This is a genomic window from Edaphosphingomonas haloaromaticamans (genome assembly GCF_001853345.1).
GTDB classification, from domain to species: Bacteria; Pseudomonadota; Alphaproteobacteria; order Sphingomonadales; family Sphingomonadaceae; genus Sphingomonas_E; species Sphingomonas_E fennica.
In genome coordinates, this window is record NZ_MIPT01000001.1 from 3,812,628 (window position 1) to 3,819,663 (window position 7,036).

The following is a 7,036-nucleotide window of genomic DNA, read 5'->3' on the forward strand; positions in this document are numbered from 1 at the left end:
CCGCGGAAGGGATCGTTACCGCGAAGCGGACAAGACCCCGCAAGGGGGCTTGGTCGCAGCGTAGCGGAGATAGAGCCCGGTGCCCGCCTCGGGCGGGCATCCGCCCACCCCGGCCACGACTGTCGGCCATTGCGAACCCCGCTGCGGTCATGTGATCGGCTCAAGGATTTCGCCACCGCCGCGTCGAATTCGCACACAATCGCTGCAAAGCCTGAGCGACGGCACCCCAGGCATTGCCTCGGCTGCGTTCACGAGGCGATAGTCGTCGGCCGGATCGCCGCATGCCGAACAGACATCCGGTGATCCCATACGCTGGATGGAGATGCGCGCGATGGCGCCAAGCCGGGGCTCCACACGGTCCACGATCGAGAACCACAGGTCCGAGTGCGGCGGAATGCGCTGCAGATGGCGAGCGGCTTCCTCGGGGTGGTGCCGCTTCAGCCAGGCGAGAGCAACGTCGCGCCGTGTCTGGTCGTTCACCACGAGCTGTTGGTAGAGCATTACGAGTTGCGCAGTGGTCTTCCGGCGGTTCGCCTCCAGAGCCCGCTGGTAGTGAAGGAGATTGACGGCGAAGCGCAGGCCACCGGTGTGGAATTCCCGAACGGTGCTGATGCAATATTCGAGGAGGCCCTGATCGGGGTGAGGTCCGGCGCTCTCCTCCATATGTCGAGATCGTAATGCCACGGGTTGATCGCGAAGTCGGCTCGCCAAAGGTCGAGATAGCCGCTCTCCCGATAGACACGGGCGATCTCCTCGTCCCATTCCGGATGGTCTTGCACAATCTGGTCGAGGTCGCTGAAGTTCTCGACCGATGGATCGAGCCGCCGCGCGGCGGTCAATATGCGGTTCTGGATCTCCTGCATGTCGGCGATCGGGTTCGGGCGCTTGGCCCACGCCGCCAGCTCGGCTGATGACAGCACCTCGGTCATGACCGGAAGCTCGGCGAGAAGCGGACTGCGCCGGATCTGCCCGGGCGTGCAATAGTCGGCGTCGGCCACGAGGTGGATGCCCGCGCTGGTGAACGCCCGGGCGACAAGGCGCGAACAGAAGAGTTGCCGTGTCCTTGGCTTGGGACCGCTCAGGACCGATCGCACCGCTTCGCTCTTGGAGTAACGTGTCCCGATTTCGGCGCGCGCGAAATCGATGATGATGCCAAGCTGAAGGTCGCTCGGGGGCAAGCGAAGGCGGAGCACGGTGACATGATCGTCCGGCCCGTAAAGCTCGCGCTGGATATTGTGCGCCTGCACGCCGTCATCGGTTGAGTCGACGATCGAGCCGTGCTGGACGCAGATCATGGCGTGGGATACCTGCCCCTTGGTGGCGAGGCGAATGGCCTTGCTCACCTTGCCGCGGGACGCGGTGAGAATGATGTCGCCCGGCATGAGCAGTTCGACCTTGATGCGGCGGGTCTGTTCGTCAGGCATGGGGCACTATTAGCTGAGATTGGTGGAGTAGAGGGTTCCCCGGATCCATAGCGTTGGCGGCTCTTCGGTATCGATATAGTCGCGGATCGCGCGCTCGGCGTCCGCGGGCGCTCCGCCAACGCCGGCGCAGGACCATATGCGGTCGATATGGGAATGCTCCGCATGCACCCAATCGAGGATCGTGAGGGCGGCGTGGCCATCGACGGTTCGGCTCGGAAAGCTGGGGGAGATCCGCGCGCTGTCCGGGGTCGCGATGGTGAGGATCGATCCTTTAATGGGATTCCTCGCATCGAGCTTGTTGGCGGCGATCAGCGCGGTTCCCATGACGGGCAACAGGGTCATGAGGCCGCTTCCGAGCGACACGCAATCGTCCGACCCGTCGCGCGCGATGGCCTCCCGGATTACCTTGGGCCACAGCCCCGAGATGTCGGCGAATTCCCCTTCGGCTATGGCAGCGCGGGCGAGACATCCGGCACGAGAGATGTGGCGCATGAGCGCAACGGCGATGGCGGCGCAGCGATCGAGCTGGGGCTCGTGGAAGTCGGCGACGATGATGAATCCGTCCCCGAACTGGTGGGCGAAGAGGCGATCGCCGTCATTGCGGTAGAGCCGGGTTCCGAGGCTGTAGATGCCCTCCATGAGGGCGCTCAGGCCCAGCACGGCTTTGTGTCCACGCTCCCAGAGCGTGCTGAAGCCTTCAACGTCGATCCAGATCGACCAGCGTCTTCCATCTTCAATCGGCCGGGGTTCGACAGGCGCGCATCGTTCGGTGGTCATCCGGCTCGTCCTGCCTTCTGCTGCGTGCTGCACATTCCGGTCTCCCATCGGGCATCTTGCGGCAAGGCCCTGCGGAGCGTGGCGCTCTCCTTGGGTGGCTTATGTGACAAGACCGAGCCTTTGTCCGATCGAACGGTCGAGCCCTTCGCGAACCTCGGCGGCGACCGACCCGGCCAGTTCGTCGGGTGAGAGCCCGAGCAGGGCGACCACGCGCCGGCGCAGTTCGGGGATATATTTGAGGAACTGGCGTTCCTTGGGCCGGTCGGCCAAGGAATTCTCGATCGCATCGAGGCTCCAGAGGACGGTGATCCAGCACTCCATGAAGTCGACGGGCATGCCGCTATAGTCACGCGCGATCATGAGCCGGGTGATCGCCGGCGTGCGGCCGCAGAAGAAGGCGACAAGGATACGGACGGTGAAGCGCGGCCAGGATAGCGGGGCGCTTGATCCGTCGAGGCCGTGAGGGAGATCGGGGCAGCGGGCCTTATAGAGGAGGAACAGGATCCAGAAGCGCAGTCGCAGGACATCGCTCGGGCCCAGCGGTTCGTCGTCCCATTCGAGACCCTCGGCATAGCCGATAACGTGGCGCTCATAGAGGCGCGCGTCGATCGGGGCGGGATCAATCGGCTCCTCGTCCGGCTGGCGCGGCTGCGCAAGGTCGCCACGATCGGCGCCATCATCGAGATCAGCGTCACCGCCCTCTTCCGCAGGCTCGTCATAGGCGGGATCATCGTCTTCGGCTGCGGTGGGAGCGGGAGTTCGGCCGGAGAGCAGATTGAGGAAATCCCGGATGCTATCGCTATAGGTTCCGGCGAGGCTGTTCTCGCCGGCAGCGCCGGATCGACCGCCGCCAGGCCGCGCCTGCACGAATTCCTCATAGCTCAGCGACACGGGTGTCTCGACCACGCCATCGCGCTTGCGCGAGGGTCCGTGGGCGGCCGCAAGCGAAGGGGATTGCGTTGTTTGCTCGAAGTCGGCCCGAGCGAGTGTCTCGAAGGCCTGGTGCATCCAGAGATCGAAGTCGGTTCCATCGGTGAATGGCGCGAGCGCCCGGGCGACAGCCCCGGTCGCCATTTCCCTGCGGCGTCCGCGCAGCGCGTTCCGGTGCGTGACGTGGGCAATGGTCGAGCTGAAGTCACCAGAGACGAAGCGTGCGAAGCACAGCGTCCGGTGGAGCGCCGGATCGATTGGCACCGTGCGCGTGTCGCCGGAATGGTGGAAGGACGCGACCGGGATGGACAGGAGCAGGTTTGCTCCATTGTCGAGGAGTTGGACCTCGCCTTCCTGCATCCCGCCGCGCGCCGAGCGCCAGATGAGAACATCATTGTCGAGATCGAAGCTGCCGGGCTGGCGCGCTTCGATTGCCTTGAGGGGAATGGGTGTCGATGGGGTGCGTGGCGGAAGATCGGCAAGCGCGATGACATCGCCATCGAGCCAGCGGTCGAGCCCGAGGGCTTCGCGTGCAGCCCCGCGCTGTAGCCTCCGATAGATGCAGGCCTCTGCATTGGAGCCGATGGCCCCTGCCCGCCCCAGCGCCGCGGTTGTGCAGTTCGCGCTTCCGAACAGGACATGGTCATGGCGTGCTGTCGAAGCAATCAGGATCTTGGCGTGGGTGAAACGCCGGGTAGGCCAGCCAAGATCGACGATATGGAGCTTGCGGGCGAGTGGTGCGTCGACCGGAAACTCGTGCCCCGTGCTGTCGATCGGGAGGATGATCCGCTTGGGCGCGAGCCGCCGGGAAAGATCGGCAAGGGCGGAAAGATCGTCGTCCCAATAGGGGCTGATCACCACCAGCGACTGAACCTTGTCGCCGCCCACGAACGAGACGAAGTGATCGCCGATTCCCGCTTCGTCTGGGGCATGGAGGAACGCGATCGCCGACCCGTCGTCCAGCTCCTGCAGGACGAAACCGGGTGGACCGTCGAGCCACGCCGCGCGCTCGCCCGCCCAGCGCAGGGCGTCTCGCGCAGGCGACGGTTCGGATGGCACGAGCGCGTTAAGATAGCGCCAGATGGATCGGACGATCTCACGCTCGGGACCGTCCTCATCCTTGCATTCGATCTCGATCGAGACTTCGGCGTTTCCGGCAAGCCCCGCCGCGGTCAGGTTGGCGGAGCTGACGAAGGCGCGAGCGCTGTCATGGCCGATCTGAAGGATGATCTTGGGGTGGAAAATCCCGTCGGCGGCTGGCGGGCTGTGGAGCGCATAGTCGCGCCCGAGCGCCGTCGGCAGGATCGATCCGTCCGAAAGGGCGAGTGAGGCCATGCGTGCGTCGGTGATGAGGAGCAAGTTCGATGCACCGCTCGCCATCAGCTGCGGCAGCAGGATTTGTTCGACAGCAGCGAACTCCACGGCGAAGCTCGTGGCGATCGCACTGTGAAAGGGACGGCCGAGGCGGCGGCCGAGACGATCCGGCAGCCTCATCGGGAGGTTCCCAGCGCGTCGAGCCCGAACGCCGTCAGCCCATCCTCGTCCAGGAGATGGATGTCCTCGAGAAACTGGATGGCGGGCGCAAGGCGGGGCGTGGTGGCCACCGGCTGATATCCGGCGAGGAAGAAGAGGCGTCCATCGCGCAGTTCGAACAGGAAGGTGTAGTCGCGCTGCCGGCGGAGCTTCTGCATGGCGACCCAACTATGCCGGCGGACGACGCGGTCGATCACATAGTCGGCGATCCGGTCTACGACGCCGTCCGTATCCCTGCTTTCGAGCCAGTCGAGTTCCGTGCGGAGCGATCGTGCAGGACCGCGGCCAGGCAAGCCGCGCGCTGCCGCATCGGCGAGATCGGGACGTGTCCGAAGCCGCTGGTGCAAGGCAGCCATCAGGGTGATGGCAGAGACAGCCTTGTCGGCCGGCGCGCCGCGGGCGCTCGTCAGGTCATCCCACATGGCCTGATATGGAAAGGTCCCCGGATCGAGGCTCAGGCGCAGGCCGCGCCAGCTCCCTGCGAACGCGTCCTCGTCATGCCCGGTCAAATGGGCGACCACCTCGGCGCGGATATCAGCGAGGGTTTGGCCCTGCCCGTCCGCGTTGATGATCGTGATTGCCCAGGCAAGCATGGCGGCCGATGCCACCTGCATCAGATCCTGGCATTGATAGGCCTCCCAGTTGAGGCGCTGCGCCTCGAGACGTTCGGGCAAAGGTGCCTGCGGTGGATTGAAGAGGTGCCAGCGGACATCCTCCGGTCCAGGCTGTTCCTCGATGGCGCGCGCGGTCTCCAGGATAAGGCTGAGCGTGGCGGCGCGGCTTGCCGCCCCCTGCCCGGGCGACTGCTCGCGTGCGAAGAGAATGGCTTCGTAGAAGCTGCGCTCCTCGCTTTCCAACTGGATCTGGGAGGGCGCGATCCGTTCGAGACGATCGAGGTCGCGGACGCTGACGCGGGCATCGACGATCTTCTGGCGCAGGAGCTTTGCGAGATCGGGTCCGATCGCGTCGGCGAACAGGCCGGCCGCGCGCCGGCCGAGATCGCGGGTGGCGACCTGTATCCCGTGGCGGTTCTCGGTGAAGAGGCCCAATTCGGCCATCTGGGTGTAGTAGGCGCCGCCGAAGACGCCGAGCGACTGGCGCAGATAGCGTTCCTGCGACGCGTCGATGGAGGCCGCGGCCGCGAAGTCGATGACCCGCTCCTCTGCGGCCAACCGGCGGTTGGCCCAGTCGACGCCGCCCACGCCGGTTTCCCCGGCCCGCGCGGAGACCAGGGCATAGAGCGCTTCGGCGCGCCGCACCCAGGTGCGCCAGGCCTCGAAATCGCTAGTGGTGCCGCGGCGAGCATAGGTCTCGCTCACTGTCAGTTTCCAAGGTTTCGTGAATCGGCGAGAGCCGAAACATGAGTCTTCGTGCGGGCTTCTCCCCGCGATAATATCCAAGGTTTGTGAATCGGCCTGAAAATGTCCAAGGTTGTGCGAACTGAGTCGCATGCAACTTTGGAGGAAAATTGAGGCGCGTTCCGCTCAGCCATCGGTCGCATGTGACTGGCTTCAACGCCGTGCCGACAGGCATGACGGNGCACGAGAGCGCGCNCGAACGCGACTTCGTCACGCTGTCGAGCTTCGCCGATCGCGATGCGAAGANCACGTCGCAGCCGATCACGNTCCGGTTCGAGCATGATGGTGATAGGCGACGATACACGCCCGACTTCCTGTTGGAATGGAGCGACGGCCGCTCGGAACTGGTCGAGGTCAAATATCGGGCGGACCTGCGCGCGGGATGGAAGCGGTTCAGGCCGGCGTTCGCGGCGGGGCGGCGCTGGATCAGGGAGCGCGGTGGAAGCTTCCGGATCGCGACCGACCGGACAGTCCGATGTCCTGCACTGGATGCCGCGAAGCGCCTGCTGCCCTTGCGGAGCGCCACTCTCGATCCTGATCTTGCGAAAACCACGCTGGCGATGGTGCGGACGTTGCGAGATCCGACCTTCCAGGAGTTGGCGAACGCGATGCCGGCGGCGCGGGAAGAAGCGCTTGGCGTGATCTGGCGCATGATCGCACAAGGTATGCTGCGCATCGACGTGTCGGCGCCGATCGTGCCGGCGACACGGATCGGCCTGCCATGACACGGCCGCACCTGCTGAACGTAGACGAGGATGCCTGGGCGGAAGCCCGCCGTTGCTTGCCGGTAGTCAGGATGCTCGCCAACAAGGCCGACCGGACCCGCGCCGAGGTCGAAGTCGCCGCGCGCGAACTGGGCTATGGGCCGACCCATCTCTACAGCCTGTTGCGTCGCTATCTGGACGATCCCCGCCTTACAAGCCTCCTGCCGCGTGCGAGAGGGCCTGCGCCGGGGGGAGCCTTGCTCGATCCGGCGGTTGATACTGTGATCGAAGAGGTAATCGACAGCTTCTA

General features: G+C 65.3%; 7 protein-coding genes. 2 read left to right on the top strand and 5 right to left on the bottom strand.

Features of this window, described 5'->3' with window-relative positions:
• Positions 1-147: 147 nt before the first annotated feature.
• The 5 genes from BHE75_RS17660 to BHE75_RS17680 form a co-directional block, all read right to left on the bottom strand.
• The gene (locus BHE75_RS17660; protein WP_070934626.1) at positions 148-501 is read right to left on the bottom strand and encodes a hypothetical protein; all 354 of its coding nucleotides are present in this window, start codon (positions 499-501) and stop codon (positions 148-150) included.
• Complete coding sequence (locus BHE75_RS17665; RefSeq protein WP_070934627.1) at positions 501-1,424, bottom strand: YiiX/YebB-like N1pC/P60 family cysteine hydrolase; 924 nt, start codon at positions 1,422-1,424, stop codon at positions 501-503. Before BHE75_RS17665 ends, BHE75_RS17660 begins: the two co-directional genes overlap by 1 nt.
• Positions 1,425-1,433: 9 nt before the next feature.
• Entirely contained in the window at positions 1,434-2,201 is a 768-nt protein-coding gene (locus tag BHE75_RS17670) for a hypothetical protein (protein WP_070934628.1), read from the bottom strand.
• Between the two features lie 99 nt (positions 2,202-2,300).
• Positions 2,301-4,625, bottom strand: a complete 2,325-nt coding sequence (locus BHE75_RS17675) for a hypothetical protein (protein WP_070934629.1) — start codon at positions 4,623-4,625, stop codon at positions 2,301-2,303.
• The gene (locus BHE75_RS17680; RefSeq protein ID WP_139181758.1) at positions 4,622-6,115 is read right to left on the bottom strand and encodes a hypothetical protein; all 1,494 of its coding nucleotides are present in this window, start codon (positions 6,113-6,115) and stop codon (positions 4,622-4,624) included. Before BHE75_RS17680 ends, BHE75_RS17675 begins: the two co-directional genes overlap by 4 nt.
• Positions 6,116-6,195: 80 nt before the next feature.
• Here BHE75_RS17680 and BHE75_RS17685 point away from each other — a divergent pair, with 80 nt between their 5' ends.
• On the top strand, positions 6,196-6,747 hold the full coding sequence (locus tag BHE75_RS17685) for a TnsA endonuclease N-terminal domain-containing protein (protein ID WP_084653465.1): 552 nt from the start codon (positions 6,196-6,198) through the stop codon (positions 6,745-6,747).
• A partial coding sequence (locus tag BHE75_RS24585) for a hypothetical protein (RefSeq protein ID WP_438830597.1) occupies positions 6,744-7,036 on the top strand: 293 nt, incomplete at its 3' end. The genes BHE75_RS17685 and BHE75_RS24585, both read left to right, overlap by 4 nt.